Here is a 1,623-nt window from a genome sequence, read left to right as displayed (position 1 = left end):
TTTTCCGGGCTGGGCCTCGTCGACAGACTCCTTCTCCGCCGGCTTCGCTTCCTGGCTACCCGCTCCCGCGTTTGCGCTGTCACCAGCCAGCGAGCCCACGCATAATCGGCATTCCCCGGCGGGCGGCGCAGGACTTTCCACGTAACGCACCCGATGGCGCGGGCCACCCCGGTGACTGGAAAACTGCACATGCCCGGCTTTGCGATCATCCTCATTTCGCTCAACCATGCTCGCGCCTCCCGGCTTTTTCGTGCTTCATGCGTGACGACGCAATATTCATCAATCGCCGAAACTGCCCGCACTCCAAATGACTGGGCGCCGGGCATTTAGCCGCATGGCGGAGACCATCGCGCATGGCTGACAGTTTGCTGATGGTGCTATCCAGCTCATCGGCCTTGGCCACCAGGGCCTGACGATCAATGCTCGGCTCACCACTGGCGTCAAACATCTCGCCGATTTCATCCAGGGAAAAACCGGCCGCGCGCCCCAAGGCAATCAGAGCCAGCTGATCCAGTACTCGGGGAGCGAACAGCCGTTTCAGCCCCCGCCGCCCGGTGGAGGCGATCAACCCCTTTTCTTCGTAATAACGCAATGTGGACGCGGGCACTCCCGCGCGCTTTGCCACTTCAGAAATATCCAGCACAGCCTTGATCTCAAGTCAGCTTGAAGTAGCAGGTTACCACTACACTCTCAACGAGGCACCTGACATGAACCCCCTCACAGCCTGTTTTATCAGCGCCCTGATCATCGGGATTAGCGCCACGCTGGTCATGGATATCTGGGGCGCGTTACGCCAACGGGCCTTTGCTATCGCCGCCCCCAACTACGGCCTTGTCGGGCGATGGATACTGCATATGCGTCACCGCCAATTCCGGCACGATGCCATCAGTCGCTCCGCGCCCATAGCAGGAGAAACCCTCGTCGGCTGGCTGGCGCATTATCTGATCGGGATTGCCTTTGCCGGCCTGCTGCTGGCCTGGCAGGGCACCGCCTGGATCACTCATCCGACCCTCGGGCCTGCGTTACTGATGGGCATTGCCACTGTCGCAGCACCGTTTCTGCTAATGCAACCTGGCATGGGGGCCGGCATCGCCGCCTCACGCACTCCAGCGCCGAACAAGGCCCGGCTGCAAAGCCTGCTTAACCATGGTGTGTTCGGGGTGGGCCTGTATATCGGAGGCTGGATCACTCACGTCATCATCTACTAGGGAGCCTCTGAAAATAGCAGGCAAAAAAGCGCGCAGGAAAATGCGATAATGGCCAGCGAGACAAACAGGAACGACCACGCCCGACCAACCGGTGATACGCCATGACCACACTACTGCTGAATTTACGCCAGGTTCCGGACGACGAAGCCGAGGAAGTGCGCACCCTGTTGAATGAGCAGCAGATCCCGTTCTACGAAACCACGCCGAGCCTGTGGGGGATTTCTTCCGGGGGCATCTGGCTCACCAACCCGCAGGACCGCGAGCGCGCCAAGGTACTGATGGAAGGCTATCAGGAACAACGCACCCGGCGGGAAAGGGAACGGTTTGAGGAAGCCCGGCGCGATGGCACCGTGCCAACGCTGGCTGGCCGCTTGCGCGATCAACCCGGGCGCGCGCTGGGCGTGCTGATCGCCGT

Annotated in this window: 4 protein-coding genes; 2 read left to right on the top strand and 2 right to left on the bottom strand. The window is 61.1% G+C overall.

The window, feature by feature from the left end:
* A partial coding sequence (locus tag A3754_RS26750; RefSeq protein WP_197468729.1) for a hypothetical protein occupies positions 1–228 on the bottom strand: 228 nt, incomplete at its 3' end.
* A complete protein-coding gene (locus A3754_RS19390; RefSeq protein WP_063521011.1) occupies positions 221–643 on the bottom strand; it encodes a helix-turn-helix domain-containing protein in 423 nt (140 codons plus the stop codon). The genes A3754_RS26750 and A3754_RS19390, both read right to left, overlap by 8 nt.
* Before the next feature lie 64 nt (positions 644–707).
* On the opposite strand from A3754_RS19390, the gene A3754_RS19385 reads away from it, so the two are divergent.
* Together A3754_RS19385 and A3754_RS19380 are read left to right on the top strand one after the other, a co-directional pair.
* On the top strand, positions 708–1,208 hold the full coding sequence (locus tag A3754_RS19385) for a DUF2938 domain-containing protein (protein ID WP_063521010.1): 501 nt from the start codon (positions 708–710) through the stop codon (positions 1,206–1,208).
* A 101-nt stretch (positions 1,209–1,309) separates the two neighbouring features.
* Positions 1,310–1,623 (top strand): DUF6164 family protein (locus A3754_RS19380; RefSeq protein ID WP_063521009.1); only part of this gene is annotated, 314 nt, incomplete at its 3' end.

Source organism: Alcanivorax sp. HI0083 (assembly GCF_001635175.1).
The sequence above is the reverse complement of the archived record's forward strand: the minus strand, read 5'-3'. Positions and strand labels throughout refer to the sequence as shown.

Bases quoted from the DNA above. Each gene is read 5' to 3' on its own strand.
- A3754_RS19385 (WP_063521010.1), top strand. From the start codon at position 708: ATGAACCCCCTCACAGCCTGTTTTATCAGCGCCCTGATCATCGGGATT.